Source organism: Oceanobacillus neutriphilus (genome assembly GCF_014645515.1).
In the GTDB taxonomy this organism is placed as follows: Bacteria; Bacillota; Bacilli; order Bacillales; family Amphibacillaceae; genus Oceanobacillus; species Oceanobacillus neutriphilus.
In genome coordinates this window covers 237,114-252,029 of record NZ_BMLW01000004.1, presented here as the reverse complement: position 1 = coordinate 252,029, position 14,916 = coordinate 237,114, and the positions used below count along the sequence as shown (strand labels likewise).

General features: G+C 39.3%; 15 protein-coding genes. 8 read left to right on the top strand and 7 right to left on the bottom strand.

What is annotated here, in order from left to right; translation table 11 throughout:
• Nucleotides 1–52: 52 nt before the first annotated feature.
• Both IEX29_RS08480 and allD read right to left on the bottom strand, forming a co-directional pair.
• Complete coding sequence (locus IEX29_RS08480; RefSeq protein WP_188734030.1) at nt 53–1,015, bottom strand: L-lactate dehydrogenase; 963 nt, start codon at nt 1,013–1,015, stop codon at nt 53–55.
• A gap of 211 nt (nt 1,016–1,226) precedes the next feature.
• Entirely contained in the window at nt 1,227–2,237 is a 1,011-nt protein-coding gene (gene allD / locus IEX29_RS08475; protein WP_188734029.1) for an ureidoglycolate dehydrogenase, read from the bottom strand.
• Between the two features lie 94 nt (nt 2,238–2,331).
• On the opposite strand from allD, the gene IEX29_RS08470 reads away from it, so the two are divergent.
• The 8 genes from IEX29_RS08470 to IEX29_RS08435 all read left to right on the top strand — a co-directional run bounded on the left by IEX29_RS08470 (nt 2,332) and on the right by IEX29_RS08435 (nt 9,882).
• Nucleotides 2,332–3,006, top strand: coding sequence for a GntR family transcriptional regulator (locus IEX29_RS08470; protein ID WP_188734028.1), 675 nt, complete (start codon nt 2,332–2,334; stop codon nt 3,004–3,006).
• A gap of 29 nt (nt 3,007–3,035) precedes the next feature.
• Entirely contained in the window at nt 3,036–4,055 is a 1,020-nt protein-coding gene (locus IEX29_RS08465; RefSeq protein WP_188734027.1) for a TRAP transporter substrate-binding protein, read from the top strand.
• A 2-nt stretch (nt 4,056–4,057) separates the two neighbouring features.
• Nucleotides 4,058–4,537 (top strand): TRAP transporter small permease, encoded by a 480-nt coding sequence (locus IEX29_RS08460; protein WP_229720142.1) that lies wholly within the window; start codon nt 4,058–4,060, stop codon nt 4,535–4,537.
• Nucleotides 4,534–5,808: a TRAP transporter large permease gene (locus IEX29_RS08455; protein WP_188734025.1), complete on the top strand. Its 1,275-nt coding sequence runs from the start codon at nt 4,534–4,536 to the stop codon at nt 5,806–5,808. Before IEX29_RS08460 ends, IEX29_RS08455 begins: the two co-directional genes overlap by 4 nt.
• A 16-nt stretch (nt 5,809–5,824) precedes the next feature.
• On the top strand, nt 5,825–6,841 hold the full coding sequence (locus tag IEX29_RS08450) for a zinc-binding alcohol dehydrogenase family protein (protein WP_188734024.1): 1,017 nt from the start codon (nt 5,825–5,827) through the stop codon (nt 6,839–6,841).
• A 19-nt stretch (nt 6,842–6,860) separates the two neighbouring features.
• A complete protein-coding gene (gene uxuA / locus IEX29_RS08445; RefSeq protein ID WP_188734023.1) occupies nt 6,861–7,934 on the top strand; it encodes a mannonate dehydratase in 1,074 nt (357 codons plus the stop codon).
• Nucleotides 7,935–7,937: 3 nt separating this feature from the next.
• Nucleotides 7,938–8,783 carry an SDR family oxidoreductase gene (locus tag IEX29_RS08440; protein ID WP_188734135.1) on the top strand — a complete coding sequence of 282 codons (846 nt, stop codon included), beginning with the start codon at nt 7,938–7,940 and terminating at the stop codon, nt 8,781–8,783.
• 220 nt (nt 8,784–9,003) lie between these two features.
• On the top strand, nt 9,004–9,882 hold the full coding sequence (locus tag IEX29_RS08435; RefSeq protein WP_188734022.1) for a GNAT family N-acetyltransferase: 879 nt from the start codon (nt 9,004–9,006) through the stop codon (nt 9,880–9,882).
• A gap of 129 nt (nt 9,883–10,011) precedes the next feature.
• On the opposite strand, the gene IEX29_RS08430 is transcribed toward IEX29_RS08435, so the two are convergent.
• The 5 genes from IEX29_RS08430 to pfkB all read right to left on the bottom strand — a co-directional run bounded on the left by IEX29_RS08430 (nt 10,012) and on the right by pfkB (nt 14,913).
• Complete coding sequence (locus tag IEX29_RS08430; protein WP_188734021.1) at nt 10,012–10,413, bottom strand: (deoxy)nucleoside triphosphate pyrophosphohydrolase; 402 nt, start codon at nt 10,411–10,413, stop codon at nt 10,012–10,014.
• 90 nt (nt 10,414–10,503) lie between these two features.
• On the bottom strand, nt 10,504–11,001 hold the full coding sequence (locus IEX29_RS08425; protein ID WP_188734020.1) for a hypothetical protein: 498 nt from the start codon (nt 10,999–11,001) through the stop codon (nt 10,504–10,506).
• Nucleotides 11,002–11,132: 131 nt separating this feature from the next.
• Complete coding sequence (gene lacD, locus IEX29_RS08420) at nt 11,133–12,071, bottom strand: tagatose-bisphosphate aldolase (RefSeq protein ID WP_188734019.1); 939 nt, start codon at nt 12,069–12,071, stop codon at nt 11,133–11,135.
• Complete coding sequence (locus tag IEX29_RS08415) at nt 12,068–13,966, bottom strand: fructose-specific PTS transporter subunit EIIC (RefSeq protein WP_188734018.1); 1,899 nt, start codon at nt 13,964–13,966, stop codon at nt 12,068–12,070. Before IEX29_RS08415 ends, lacD begins: the two co-directional genes overlap by 4 nt.
• A gap of 17 nt (nt 13,967–13,983) precedes the next feature.
• A complete protein-coding gene (gene pfkB, locus IEX29_RS08410) occupies nt 13,984–14,913 on the bottom strand; it encodes a 1-phosphofructokinase (RefSeq protein WP_229720141.1) in 930 nt (309 codons plus the stop codon).
• Between the last annotated feature and the right edge of the window lie 3 nt (nt 14,914–14,916).

Here is a 14,916-nt window from a genome sequence, read left to right as displayed (position 1 = left end):
TAGGGAGCAGAATAAAATGCTTCCTATTACGTTTTTAATAATCATCTAAGATTTATAAACGCTTGATTGCCGGCTCATAAATATCCTTTAAAGTCTGTACACTATGCTTGAATTTCTTCTGTTCTTCCTCGTTCATTGGAACTTCAATGATTTCTTGGACTCCTTTACGGCTAATGATAGTAGGGACGCCGATACATACATCGTCCACACCATATTGCCCTTGTAAATAGCTGCTCGTCGTCAACACAGTATGCTCATTTTTTAAAATAGCTTCTGTAATCCGTACAAGACTCATGGCAATGCCGTAAAAAGTGGCTCCTTTTTTCTCAATGATATGATAAGCTGCATCTCGCACTTCCACAAAAATTTGATCAAGGTCTTCAGCTTTGTGATTTTCATGAGTTTCAAGGTAAGTATGAAGCGGTACAGGGCCAATTGTTGCTCTGCTCCAAAGCGGAAGCTCTGTATCTCCATGTTCACCAATGATATAGGCATGAACGGCTTTAGGAGAAATTTGAAAATATTCACCTAATTTATAACGGAGCCGTGCTGTATCTAATGTTGTGCCACTTCCGATAACACGATGTGCAGGAAGACCGCTAAATTCAATCACTGCCTGTGTTAAAACATCCACAGGATTCGTAGCAACTAAGAAAATTCCATCGAAGCCTGCAGCCATGACATCTCCAACAATTTTTTTAAATATTTTCATGTTTTTTTCAACGAGATCTAACCGCGTTTCACCTGGTTTCTGGTTTGCTCCTGCACAAAGGCAGACGATATCAGCATCTTTACAGTCACTGTAATCTCCCTGCCAAATATTTGTAAGAGAAGGAGCAAAAGTCTTACCATGATTTAAATCCCACACATCCCCAAGTGCTTTATCTGCATTTAAATCAATAATTGCTATCTCTTCTGTAACCCCTTGGTTCATTAAAGCAAATGCGTAGCTGATTCCAACTGCCCCTGATCCGATTAAAACAACTCTATCTACTTTTTGATATTTTGTTTCCATCTTTTCTTCCCACCCCTTGATGTTAGATTTTATACTTTACCTTTATATTGTGAATCATTTCACAATATAAGTCAATAGTATTCTGATAAGTTTTCTGTCAAGCTAATTATAACTATTAATAGTTGAATCATTTAAAGGAAGATAGAGGGAAAAGTTATGTTAATTCCCTCTATCAGATGATTCAGCTACTATTTGTTTTATACTCTTGGCTTTATTTTCCAATTTCCTGTTTCAAAAATGCAAGGACTGAATCAGGCAATGGAATCCCTTCTTTTCCCCTTTTTTGGGCATTGAGCGTCTCTAACTCGCCAGGAATATAAATTCTGTCTGTATTTGGACCAGGGGCAGCTTCCCTTAATTCCTGAATCATTTGATCGAGTCGAGATGTAAATATATCAATGGAAACAAATTTTGCTGGATCGATTGCCATAAAGAAATGACCTAATTCCCGGTTTTTATCATATTCTCCATACATTTTAGAGACATGGGGGCCAAAAGCTGCTCCAGTCAGCATTGCAGAAAATATTTCAACTACCATTGCCAGTCCATATCCTTTAGGACCGCCAAAAGGTGATAATGCAACTACTTTATTTGGATCGTGTGTAGCTTCACCATTTTCATCTACCCCCCAGCCGTCGGGAATACTTTCTTTTTTTTCTTTTGCATTTAAAATCTTACCTAAAGCGACGGTGCTTGTAGCGAAATCTAATATGACAGGCTCTTCCTTATTTGCCGGAAAGCCAAAAGCGATTGGGTTAGTACCGAAGAAAGGTTCTGATCCACCGAAAGGAACAACTATTTTATCTGTGTGAGTCATCGCTATACCAATTAATTTATTTTGAGCAGCTTGTTCAACGAAGTAAGAAAGCGCTCCGCAATGACTGCTATTTTTGACTGCTACAGCTCCAGTTCCTGTTTCTTTAGCTTGTTTAATTGCTATATCCATTGCTGATTTAGAGATATAGTGTCCAAACCCATTATCCCCATCAAGAGTACTGGTGGAGGGAGAGGTTTTAGTTACTTGCAGCGCTGGAGCAGGATTAATTCCGCCAGCTTGGATTCGATTAATATAATGTTCTACCCGTAAAACACCATGAGAATCGACACCTCTTAAGTTGGCGTGAACAAGAACATCAGCGATTACTTCAGCAGCTTCTTCTGTTACACCATACTTTAAAAATATTTTCTTTGTTATATCTTGGAGCTCCTTTTTTGAAATCATAGAAATTTCTCCTTTCCTTTGAAAACGTTTAAATTTATACTAGCATACTTGTATGGTAGTGTGGTAGAATAAATTTCAGAAAGGAGATAAGAAGATGTTAAACCGAACTAAATTTAAACATTCAACGAGAGATTTTGTTTACGACTCATTGAGAGAATCTATTATGGATTTGGAGCTGCCTCCTGGTGCTGCGATTTCTGAGAAAGAGATTTCTGAAGAGCTGGAGGTTAGCCGCACCCCCGTCAGAGAAGCTTTTCTAAGATTAAAAGAAGATGAACTTTTAACGGTGCTTCCGCAAAGAGGATCATTTGTGGCATTAATTGATTTAGATCATGTGGAAGAAGCACGTTTTTTACGAGAGCAGGCGGAAGCAGGAATTATTCGTTTAGCATGTGAACAGTTTTCTGATGATTGTTTGAATAAATTAGAAATGAATGTAATAGAACAGAAAAAGGCAAGAGATGATGATGATGAAAATACCTTATATATTTTAGATAAAGAATTTCATAGGCTGCTTGCAGAGGGGACGGACAAGCATCGTGTATGGAAAACAATTCAAAAAATGGACACGCATTCTATGCGGCTTCGTAAATTGAGTATCGAGTTAAAATTGAACTGGAAGAAGTTAGTTGAACAGCATGAGGCAATGGTTGAGGCTATAAAGGAAAAGAATCAAAAAAAAGCGGAGGATTTGATTCGGGCGCACCTGGCATTACTTATATATGATCAAAAAGCACTCAAGGATATGTATCCTGACTATTTTAATTAAATAAAAATGTTATAAAGGGGTTAAACATCATGTTAAAGAGAATGTTTGTATTCAGCTTGCTGACTCTCCTTATTCTAAGTGGATGCTCTTCCACAAAGGAGAGTTCCGCAAAGGATGATGATGTTACACATTGGAAGATGACACATATTTCCGATGCAAGTCATCTCTGGCATCGCACAGCTGTTGAATTTGCTAACCGGGTAGAAGAAAAAACAGATGGAAAAGTTGTCATTGAGATTTTTCCAAATAGTCAACTGGGCAGTGAAGTAGATAATATTAATTCGATTCGTTATGGAGCTACGGATTTAACCATCACAGGGGAGACATTAGAAGTATGGACACCTAACGCTGTGATGTTAGCGGTTCCATATGCGTTTGAGAGTGAGGAGCATATGCGTAATATTATTGAAGGTGAGATTGGAGAGAGGATTGAACAGGATATTGAGAGAGATGTTGGCTTAACACCGTTATTTTATATGGAGCGCGCTCCGAGAAATTTAACATCTAATTATCCAATTTCAACACCTGAGGATTTAAGAGGATTTAGTATGCGTGTGCCAAACGTGCCATTATTTTTAGATTCTTGGTCATCGGCAGGAGCTCAGCCTCAGGTAATCAGTTTAAATGAAGTATTTACTGGCTTACAGCAAGGTGTCATTGATGGTCAGGAGAATCCGAATGACCTTATTGAAAGTAATGGGTTCTATGAAGTACAAAACTATTTGAATTTAACAGAACATGTACGTTCATGGATTTATGTAGTGGTAGGTTCAGAACAATTGGAAGCGCTGCCTAAAGAACAGCAGGAGGCGGTAAAAGAAGCTGCAACAGAAGCAGAACAATATGCACAAGGTTTATTGGAAGAAGAAAACGAAGCAGTTCTTCAAAGGTTGCTAGATAATGGAATGGAAATCAATGAAGAAGTAGATCAAGATGCTTTTCGTGAAGCAATGTTGCCGGCGTTGGAAGAGTATTTTAATGAGGAGCAGTTAGAATTGTATCTTGATATTTTAGATGCAGCGGAAGAAAGCGGGGGCGATGAAGAATGAATATGATGAAAAAAGTTGATAAGACTCTTGGAATAGTGACAATGTCGTTATTTACAGCTCTGTTGCTTATCGTTATTATTCAAATTTTAAGTCGCTATTTTCCATATGATTTTATATGGACAGAAGAGCTGTCCCGCTATTTATTTGTGTATTCTATTGTTACAGCAGCTCCACTGGCATTGAGAAAACAAGAGTTTATCCGGGTAGATATATTGATTGAACGATTGTCTGATCGTGTCCGAAAAATATATGAAAGTGTTATTTCTGTAATGATTTTATTGTTTTCTATCGTATTATTTATCTATGGAATACAGCTTGTCAATCTAGGTTCTGATTTTTATGCTCCTACGTTAGGTTTTTCAATGTCTTACACGTATGCAGCGGTTCCCTTACTGGCGATTCTATTAATGATATATTCCGTTGTTTACATTATTGACCAATTTACTGGGGAGAGCCAGGACGAGGAGAGTGAGCAAATATGATGGCTTTATTGCTTTTTGGTTTATTTCTGCTATTAATCGCTTTTGGCGTACCAATCGCCTTTGGTTTAAGTATATCAACCTTGGTTTATTTGCTTGTTGCCGGAGTTCCGTTGGAAGTCATACCGCAAACCATGTTTGCCGGACTAGATTCATTTGTTATGCTTGCGATTCCCGCTTTTATTCTCGCCGGTAATTTGATGAACGCCGGAGGAATTACCAATCGTATAATTGATTTTGCAAATGCCGTTGTTGGTCATATAAGAGGTGGATTAGGCTTGACGAACGTGGCCTCCTCCTTAGGATTTGCAGGAATTTCTGGAACAGCTTTATCCGATACAGCAAGTATAGGTTCTGTCATGATTCCAGCAATGAAAAAGCAAGGATATGGCGCCGGATTTTCTGCTGCGGTTACATCCATATCTTCTACCGTTGGACCGATGCTTCCCCCTTCACTTCCAATGATTATCATTGGAACATTGGCGAGTATTTCTATTGGGGACTTATTTTTAGCTGGGGCAATTCCAGGTATCCTTCTAGCTATTGGTTTTTTGATTGTTACATACGCCATCTCTGTAAAACGTCAGTATCCTAAGGGAGAGAAACAGTCATTTTCTGTAATTGGAAAGACATTTTTGGGTGCATTTTGGGCATTGTTAATGGTTGTTATTATCTTGTGGGGAATTCTTGGCGGATATTTTACACCAACTGAAGCGGCGGTAGTTTGTGTTGTGTATGCTTTTATTGTTGGGAAATTTGTCTATAAAGAACTGAGTTTAAAAGAAGTACCTGGTATTTTATTGACTACTTTACGATCCACTGCTTCTATCCTCCTTCTTGTGGGTTTTGCAAATACATTCGGGTGGATTTTAGTCAGTGAAGGTGTTCCGCTTCTTATTGCAAACGGAATTTTATCAATTTCGGAAAATCCTATCATTGTTATTTTATTAATAATTATATTACTTTTACTTGTTGGAATGTTTATGGAGACAATTGCAGCATTGGTTATTTTATTCCCAGTTTTACTACCAGTTGCACAAAGTGTGGGAATGGATCCAATTCACTTTGGAGTGGTAATGGTATTATCTCTAATGATTGGATTATCTACGCCTCCAGTGGGTGTCTGTCTATTTGTAGCATCGACATTCGCTAAAGTGCCGATTACCAGAACCGTAAAAGAGCTGCTCCCATTTTTTGCAGTGGCAATGGTGGTATTAATTATTGTAGCCTATGTTCCTTCGTTATCATTGTTCTTACCAAGTTTATTTGAATAAAGGATGTGTATAAATTATGAAAGCTATACAGGTGGAAAAACCTGGTGAATTGGAAATTGTAGAAATAGAAAAACCAAAGTTGGAAAACACACAGGATGTTATTGTTAAAGTGAAAAGCGTTGGTATATGTGGTTCGGATGTTCATATTTATCACGGAAGCAATCCTTTTACAGTATATCCTCGAGTTATTGGTCATGAGGTTTCCGGTATTGTCGAGGAAGTGGGTGATAAGGTAACGTCACTGAAGGTAGGAGATTTAGTGGCTCTAGAGCCGATTCTTTACTGTGGAGAATGCTATGCTTGCCAAAAAGGACAGCCGAATGTCTGCAAATCATTAGAGGTGTTTGGTGTACATCGGGACGGTGGTATGAGTGAATGGCTTAAGGCCGAAGAAAAGAATTGGCATAAGGTTTCGGATTGTGTTTCCGAAGAAGCCGCGGCACTCATCGAACCGTTAACCATAGGTGCTCAGGCAACATTTAGAGGCGAAGTCAGGAGAGGTGATACTGTATTTGTTATCGGTGCAGGACCAACAGGCATTGCTTGTCTTTTATTAGCTAAGGAGCGTGGAGCAAAAGTATTTATCTCTGATTTTAATCAGACGAGATTAAATTATGCTGCTTCCATCGGTGCAGACGTTATCATTCAGCCTAAAGAGGTAGAAGTAACTGAGAAAATTGATGAATTAACAGATGGAGAAATGGCAAATGTGGTGATTGATGCAGTGGGACTTCCACAAACATTTCAACAGGCGGTTGAATTGGCTTCTATTGCAGGGACAGTGGTTACATTAGGTTTCAACGAACAACCTTCTGCAATACCTTCGCTGCTATTAACGAAAAAGGAATTGAAAGTTGTAGGATCGAGACTGCAGACGCATCAATTTAAAGGCGTTATTGAAAAAGTGGAAAAAGGGAAACTGGATCCAAGTCAGATTATCTCGCATCGTTTTCCGATGGAACAAGTTAAGGATGCATTTGATCTATTGGAAAACAAACCTGAGGAAGTAAGAAAAATTGTGTTGACATTTTAGCAGCAGGAGTGGATAGGATATGAGAATGACATTTAGGTGGTATGGTGAAAATAACGATTCTGTTTCGCTGGCACAAATTAAGCAGATTCCTGGCGTAGAAGGATTGGTTTGGGCATTACACCATCGTGCAGCGGGTGAAGTTTGGCCGGAAGAGGAAATATTAGAAGTAAAAAAGCAAGCCGATGCTTATGGTTTTCATTTAGATGTAGTAGAAAGTATTAACGTGCATGAAGACATAAAATTAGGCAAAGAAACAAGAGATAAATATATAGAAAATTATAAAACGAGCCTAAAGAATGTTGCCAAAGCAGGTGCGAAGGTAGTCTGTTTTAATTTTATGCCGGTATTTGATTGGACACGTACCGACTTGTATAAGGAATTAGAAGATGGGTCAACTGCATTGTTTTATGAAACATCAAAAGTGAATGATATGAATCCCAATGATTTGATTGAGCAAATAACCAATTCGGGCTATACAATGCCTGGATGGGAGCCGGAACGCCTGAAAACAATTAAAGAATCTTTTAAGGCGTATGAAGATGTACATGAGGAGCAATTATGGGAGAACTTAGAGTATTTCTTGAAGGAAGTTCTTCCTGTTGCTGAAGAGGAGGATATTAAACTGGCTATACATCCGGATGATCCACCTTGGCCTGTGTTTAACCTTCCCCGAATTATCACGGACGAGCAGGCCATTGAAAGGTATCTGTCTATTTCAGACAGCCCCTCACATTGCTTGACATTGTGCAGTGGGTCATTGGGTGCTAATCCAAATAATGATATTCCGGCTATCATTCGCAGATTCCATAATCGTATTGCTTTTGCACATATCCGCAATGTACGAATCTATGAAAATGGTGATTTTATCGAAACATCTCACCGTTCAAAGGATGGATCAGTGCCGATTGATGATATTGTCAAAGCATATCATGAGACTGGTTTTAAAGGATATGCCCGTCCGGATCATGGTAGACATTTATGGAATGAAAAATGTCGTCCGGGTTATGGTTTATATGATCGCGCTTTAGGTATCATGCATCTTTGGGGTCTTTGGGATGCTTATGAATTAGTGAAGAAGAAGGAGCGTGCATAAGTGATGTTACCAACGCATGAAGGTCTAGCTGGAAAAACAGCGGTTGTTACAGGCGGGAGCGGCATTCTTTGTCAAGCAATGGCAAAGGAGCTTGCCCGCCAAGGGATGAAAGTAGCAATTTTAAATCGAAATGTGGAAAAAGGACAGAAGGTAGCAGATGAAATAAAAGAGCAGGGCGGTATGGCGGTTGCAGTATCTTGTGATGTATTAAATGAAGAAAATGTGAAGGAAGCGTATGAGGTTGTGAAGCAGGAATTAGGAGAATGTGATTTGCTGGTTAATGGAGCTGGGGGAAATCATCCGGATGCCATTACAGATAAAGAAACATTTGACGCAGGAGATATTGAAAATACTTCTCTAAAATCTTTTTTCGATTTGCAGTTGAGTGGTTTTGACCATGTGTTTCGGTTGAATTTAGTCGGTTCACTTATTCCAACGCAAGTATTTGCGAAAAATATGACCGAACGGGGCGGGAATATTATTAATATTTCATCCATGGCAGCTCCAGCCCCGATGACTAAAGTTCCAGCCTATAGTGCGGCAAAAGCAGGCATTGATAATCTTACAAAATGGTTATCTGTTCATTTTGCAGACACAGGTATTCGTATTAATGCGATTGCGCCAGGGTTCTTTTTAACAGAACAGAACCGGGGACTTTTGCTTAATGAAGATGGTTCTCTATCAACGCGTGCAGAGAAAATTATCAATCATACTCCACAAGGCCGATTTGGAAAGCCAGAAGATTTATTAGGAACATTGCTGTGGTTGGCCGACGACAATATGTCTGGTTTTGTAACAGGAATTACCGTACCTGTGGATGGTGGATTTATGGCTTATTCAGGTGTTTAGATTATTGTAAAAAAATAAAGATAGACTACAAAGGTACTGAATCAGTATTAGAAGACTTCTGCATAAACAAACAGCGATATGTTTACGCAGAAGTCTTCTTTCAATTTAACCACAAATGAAAGTGCAAGCCTGATTTTATAAAAGATAACTGTTTATAAATCTCCTGCTTCCAAATATACAATGCTATACTGAAACCAATACAGAAAGAGTGGTGATAACCGTGACGAATATAAAAAATGTAAAGAGCATTAACGATATAGAAATACATCCTTCTTTAAAAAATAAGCTGAAAACAGTACAATCAATCCTTCAATCTGATAAGCACCATGAATTATTTATTGCTGAAAAAGACGGGAAGGCAATTGGATTAGCACTTAGCTGGCTAAACTCTTTCCATCCTTCTGCAAAATATATCCGATTCTTTGCCGTGGAGGATCAAGATCAAAACGTTTATATACATAAGCTTCTTACGCCACTGCTTGAGAGTACAGCCTCCCAGTATAAGTGGATTTACTCCTGTTATTCCAGTGAAATAGATAATATTGCTATCATGGAAGAAAAAGGATTTCAGCTATTCCGGAGGACGTTTGAAGAAACATTTGGAGTGACCTGGATGCTGCAGAATCTAGATAGTCTGGCTATAGATAAAAAGATAACTCCTCTAAAAGAAGTGATGTCTGATTGGAAAAAGAAGCAGCAGTTTTTGACCAAAATAAAATCGGATTACGAACAGACACATGCGGATAATCCTGTTGAAAGCTTTACACTTGCGGAATGGGAAGAAATTTTAAAAAATGATTGTCCGGATGAAAATAGGAGTTCTGTTTTATTTATAGAGGAAGAAATTGCCGCATACATAATGCTTCATCCCGGTGATACAGAATACCATTACGAAATTGGCTGGGTTGGTGCAGGGCAAACAAAACAGGACACCAATCTATTGAAGCAGCTTTTATTCAGTCAATTGCAGTCGCTCAAAGATAATGGTGTGGACACAGTAGAAATAGAGGTTGATTCTACTAATCCTGCTGTGATGAGCTTATTTGATTTTCTGAAATTAAATAAGAGGAAATCATGGAATTCATATATACTCAAATAAACAATGATCATAAAAAAAGAAACCTGCACAAGCAATTGGAGTGCTTATGCAGGTTTCCCGGCAAGATGTTTCTCTTTGGATGCCGAAAAGCGGAAGTTTTCACTTTTGTTGTCTAAAAGAGGCAGTTTGTTATTTTAAAGTTTCATTCATAAGTGCCTCAACAGCTGGTATATCAGCAGGTGTCCAATGCAAGGAAGCAAGATTTTCTCTCTGCAGCCAAATCAGCTGAGCATGTTCGTTTTTTTGAGGAACGCCCTGAACTAATTTTGCTTTAATGGCTATGAGCTGGATAATAAATGTATCATACTCATGTACATTTTCATGAAAAACTTCCTGTCCCTGGATTCTGCAGGACATTTCTTCATACAGTTCACGCTCTAATGCTGTAAAGAGGTCTTCTCCTTCTTTCACCTTGCCGCCGGGGAGCTCCCACATGTTCGGAAGGGACATATGCCGGGATCTTAAAGCACATAAAATCTCACGGTGCTCATTCTCTATAATCGCTGCAACAACCTGTACCGTTTTCTTCAACCTGAATCCCCTCCAGCCTCTAATAATACTCTCCCTCTAGGATAGCATGTTTAGATGGTTTCTGGAATGATGCAGGCTGGCAAACGAGCGTTATTTTTCTTCAAAGAAAGAGCGGAAGTATACATACACTGCGTTTTCTTTATCCAGGACCTTATACAGTCTTCCATTTTGGTCAGGCGGAACAATACGGATATATTCGTTCGTGGTATAGAGATATAGCTGCGTGTCATCGGACAGGCTCATTTCGACGGTATATTCCTGGCTATCGCTTGTGATTCTTCCACCATTGTAAATTCGGACATCTTCAATAAGCATTCTGGTGATATCATTCGATCTATTTAATACAATTTCTTCCTCACCTTCAGGGAGTACAGGTTCATCACTATTCAGATGACTGGAATCAGACTTCACAATAGTAATTGAATCAACATGTATCCGTTCCCCGTCACTGGTAAGCTCATCCGCCAGAATAACCGGCAGATTCGTCGGCAGAGAGGTGAAGGAGGTTTTAAAGTAGAAAATAGATACGAGCAAAATAATGATAATAAAAGCAAGCGTACTGCCGATAATTATGTATTTTTTAGGCATGGGTTTCGCTCCTTATAACATAGTCCCATGATTAGCATGTAACAAAATGAATAATAACATACTATGAATAAGAAGTAGAAGGGAAATGCCAGAAAAAGCCCAGTATAGTCACTGAGCTTTTCTGGCATTTATTAAGAAATAGATGTTGCTGTTTCTTGCACAACCTTATCCAATTCTTGAATATTTTTAACGCCTTCAGTTTGCAGCCATTTTGCAGCAGCTGCTCCATCAACATTTTTAAATTCAGTTGTTGCACCGCTCCAGGTTGCTCTTCCGCAAAGAACACCATTAAATGTAGATCCTGCTTCCTTGGCAAAACGTAATGTTTCCTGGAATAGTTCCGGAGTGACTCCTGCGCTTAAGAAGATGAATGGCAGGTCTGTTGCTTTAGATTGTTCTTTGAAAACAGCTTTTGCTTCTGCTTGGGTTTGAGCTGTTTCGTCATCTGCGTAGCCTTCCACAAAATTCATATTTACAGGAACCTCTACCTTTAATACATCAACATTAAATCTTGATTCGCTGTAGCGTTTCATTGCTTCAATAACTTTTTTCGGTTTTACTTTGGCAAATTCTAATCCTTTTTCATTGCCAATTGAATCGTCATAGGTGAGGATTTCTAAGAACAATGGAATGTCTTCTGCAACACACTCACTGCCGACACGCTCTACAAAGGCTTCTTTAACTTCATTAATTTCTTTGCTCTCATCTACGTCTACATAGATGAGCAATTTAATGGCATCAGCGCCTTCCGCTTTCAGGTTTTTTACAGAGCAATTTGGAATTAAATCCGGGAAACGTCCAGGCTCCTGCTTATCATAGCCTGTTTGTTCATAGGCAAGGATTAATCCGCAGTTTGCGTCTCTTTTCTTCGCTGCTGCTAATCCATTCTCGGGATCAAGCAGGATAGAAGAAGCATAAGGAGTAAGCTCTTTTGATACAAGCTGTTTGAAATCGGAGATCTGCTCACCGGAAATGTCATTACCCATCATTCTTCTTAGTGCACCACGCTGATCAATAGCAAGTGCGGAAATAATACCCTGGTCATTCATTAGTTTATCTAAATTTTTCATTTTTTAACGCCTCCAAGTAATAATTCTTTTATTTCAGCTTCTGATTGAGAAGCTTTTAGTTGGTCAATAAATTCCTGATTCACCAGTTTTCTGGAAAGAGCAGATAAAATATCTAAATGTTCGTTGCTGCTTCCATCTGGTACGAGAATACTGATAACGAAGTCTGTTGGTTTTCCGTCCATTGCAGGCCAATCGATACCTTCTGTCAATTGCACAACCATTAATTTGGCCTGTTGAATTGCCCCACTCTTCACGTGTGGGATAGCAATTCCGTTCTCCATTCCTGTCGAGCCTTCCGATTCTCTTTTTTGCAGTCCGCTTACTACTTTTTCTGCATTTGTTGCAATATTTAATTCTTTCGCTTTTTCTGCTATAAATGTCAGAACTTCATCCTTGGAATCCAGCTTTTGCTGCAGATAAATTTGATTTGTTTCTAAAAGACTGCCTTGTTCTTCGGAAGCAGGCTGTCCTTTTTGCACGGATGCAGCTGCTTGTTCAGCATTGTTTTTCCGTTGATGTCTTTTTTGTTCTAGTGCCATTAAGAATCCAGAAATAACAGCACCGATTAGAATTGCCAGCACCCATAAGAATGCGTGTGTTACAACAGGAAGAACGATAAATCCTCCGTGTGGCGCTGGTACTTCTACCTTAAACATATAGGTCAGCATGGCAGCGATAGAAGAACCTACCATAATAATCGGAATAATGGTAAAAGGCCTTTTAGCTGCAAAAGGAATTGCACCTTCTGTAATGTGTGTAGAACCTAATAGGAAATTGACATATCCGGCACTTGCTTCTGCCTGGTTGTAGCTGCGTCTGGCAAATAATACGGAAAATCCAGTTGCAAGCGGCGGAACGATACATGCAGCGGAAACACCTGCCATAAATAAGAAGTTACCTTGTGCAAGCAGTGCTGTTCCTGTTACATAAGCAGCCTTGTTGACCGGGCCGCCCATATCGAATGCACTCATAATACCTACAATCAATCCTAACAAGAGTGGATTAGAATCCTGGAAGCTGCTAAGGAAATTCATCATTCCCTGGTTAATTGCTTCCATTGGGACGGATAAGTACCACATGGCAAACCCGCCGATAAAGATTCCGAGAACCGGAAGTAAGAAAATGGCTTTTAAACCGTCAAGTGATTTTGGCAGATTCTTTAATGCCTTCATGAGCAGTAAAACTACTCCACCTGCTAAGAACCCGCCGGCAATTCCTCCTAAAAACCCTGTACCGTTTGTGTCGGCAATCATACCGACAATAAATCCGATAATAAGACCGGGCCGATTACCAATGGATTGTGCGATATAAGCACTTAATACAGGAACCATTAATCCCATTGCTAATCCACCGATGGTGTTCATTTGTTCGGCAATGACATTATATTGAGATGAATCTGGATCAGCTGAATAAATACCAAACATAAAGGAAACAGCAGTCATCACCCCGCCGGCAACAACTAAAGGAAGCATGTGGCTGACACCATTCATCAAGTGTACATAAAGCTGATGCCATATGCTGGCTGACCCTTGATCGCTGTTGTCATTATTTGATGATGCCGCCTGGCCTGAGCCTTTATAGACAGCGACATCTCCTGAGATAGCCCTGTCGATTAGTTCCTCAGGGTTTTTAATTCCTTTTGAAACAGAAACGTTAATCACTTTTTTACCATGAAACCGGTCAATATCCACGTTTTTATCAGCAGCAATGATAATGACCTCTGCATCTTTGATTTCCTGGGCAGTAAACTGGTTTTCGGTACCCCTTTGCCCATGAGTTTCAACTTTAATAGAAACGCCTTTTTCTTCAGCAGTTTTCTCAAGTGCTTCTGCAGCCATAAACGTATGCGCAATACCTGTAGGACAACCAGTAACGCCTAAAAAACGATATGTCATGATTTTCACCCTTTCATTTATATGGTTAATGTTTTTACGTTCAAGTCTTTCATCAGATTTTCAACATCCTCAAAGTCTGTTAATCCGGAGCGGAAGGCAGTAGAAGATCCAGCTGCCACAGCTTTTTTTAGTGCTGCTTCAGGTGTATTAGTCTGTAAAGTAATGTAAAAAGTAGCTAACGTTGTATCACCGGCACAAGCTGTGTTCACTACCTCTCCTTTAGGTGCGGGACAGTAGAGTGTTGACTCTTTATTGACAAGGTAAGCCCCTTGCCCGCCCATAGAGACTAAGATATTCTGACAGCCTTTATCTATTAATTTTCGGGCTGCGTAAACGATTGCCTGTTCTGAATCCAGATTATCCTCTGGAAACAGGTTTTGGAGCTCTTCGTCATTCGGTTTGATTAAATAGGGCTGATAATGAACTAATTCACTTAAGATAGGATGACTTATATCTAAAATTAATCGAAATCCGATATCAGCAGCATGCTTTGCGATTGCCACCAGGATAGATGGTTCAACGCCCTTGGGCAGGCTGCCTGATACAAATAAAACATCTTCCTTTGTAAATCCGGCAATTTTATTTAATAATTCATCTATTTTTATATCCGTTATTTTCGGACCGCTATTGACAATTTTGTACTCACCCTGATTTGATTTTACAAACGCATTAATTCTTGTGACACCATCTACTTCTGTAAAATCCGTATCGATACCCATTTTTTTCAGCTCATCCTGAATATAATGTCCGCTGAATCCGGCTATATAACCGATAGCTGTAGAAGGGGTACCAAGTTTGTTTAAAATAATTGATATATTAACTCCCTTGCCGTTTGGCTGGAATTCATCATATATACTCCGATTCACCTTATCCGGAAGAAAATCCTCCATTTCGATGAACATATCAATTGCTGTATTTAACGTACATGTATAAATCATGGCATTCATCCT

What these genes read in the sequence shown, in the direction of transcription:
- pfkB (WP_229720141.1), bottom strand. Translation starts at nt 14,913, where the DNA reads ATGAATGCCATGATTTATACATGTACGTTAAATACAGCAATTGATATG.
- lacD (WP_188734019.1), bottom strand. Translation starts at nt 12,071, where the DNA reads ATGAAAAATTTAGATAAACTAATGAATGACCAGGGTATTATTTCCGCA.
- IEX29_RS08440 (WP_188734135.1), top strand. Translation starts at nt 7,938, where the DNA reads ATGTTACCAACGCATGAAGGTCTAGCTGGAAAAACAGCGGTTGTTACA.
- IEX29_RS08455 (WP_188734025.1), top strand. Translation starts at nt 4,534, where the DNA reads ATGATGGCTTTATTGCTTTTTGGTTTATTTCTGCTATTAATCGCTTTT.
- IEX29_RS08450 (WP_188734024.1), top strand. Translation starts at nt 5,825, where the DNA reads ATGAAAGCTATACAGGTGGAAAAACCTGGTGAATTGGAAATTGTAGAA.
- IEX29_RS08425 (WP_188734020.1), bottom strand. Translation starts at nt 11,001, where the DNA reads ATGCCTAAAAAATACATAATTATCGGCAGTACGCTTGCTTTTATTATC.
- uxuA (WP_188734023.1), top strand. Translation starts at nt 6,861, where the DNA reads ATGAGAATGACATTTAGGTGGTATGGTGAAAATAACGATTCTGTTTCG.
- IEX29_RS08415 (WP_188734018.1), bottom strand. Translation starts at nt 13,966, where the DNA reads ATGACATATCGTTTTTTAGGCGTTACTGGTTGTCCTACAGGTATTGCG.
- IEX29_RS08480 (WP_188734030.1), bottom strand. Translation starts at nt 1,015, where the DNA reads ATGGAAACAAAATATCAAAAAGTAGATAGAGTTGTTTTAATCGGATCA.
- allD (WP_188734029.1), bottom strand. Translation starts at nt 2,237, where the DNA reads ATGATTTCAAAAAAGGAGCTCCAAGATATAACAAAGAAAATATTTTTA.
- IEX29_RS08465 (WP_188734027.1), top strand. Translation starts at nt 3,036, where the DNA reads ATGTTAAAGAGAATGTTTGTATTCAGCTTGCTGACTCTCCTTATTCTA.
- IEX29_RS08460 (WP_229720142.1), top strand. Translation starts at nt 4,058, where the DNA reads ATGATGAAAAAAGTTGATAAGACTCTTGGAATAGTGACAATGTCGTTA.
- IEX29_RS08470 (WP_188734028.1), top strand. Translation starts at nt 2,332, where the DNA reads ATGTTAAACCGAACTAAATTTAAACATTCAACGAGAGATTTTGTTTAC.